Below are 214 nucleotides of genomic sequence, written 5' to 3' on the forward strand. Positions count from 1 at the left end.
GTTCGTGGTGTTGTGTCTGTAGTTTTTTACGGAGAGTTTGATCCTGGCTCAGGATGAACGCTGGCGGCGTGCTTAACACATGCAAGTCGAACGATGACTTCTGTGCTTGCACAGAATGATTAGTGGCGAACGGGTGAGTAACACGTGAGTAACCTGCCCTTGACTCTGGGATAAGCCTGGGAAACCGGGTCTAATACTGGATACGACCATCTGG

General features: G+C 50.5%; 1 rRNA gene. It reads left to right on the forward strand.

Annotated features, from left to right (window positions below):
* Positions 1-25: 25 nt before the first annotated feature.
* Positions 26-214: ribosomal RNA gene (locus tag AC5RUW_RS16655) — 16S ribosomal RNA — on the forward strand; the annotation flags it as partial.

The sequence above is a fragment of the Arthrobacter sp. Y3222053 genome (genome assembly GCF_059092805.1).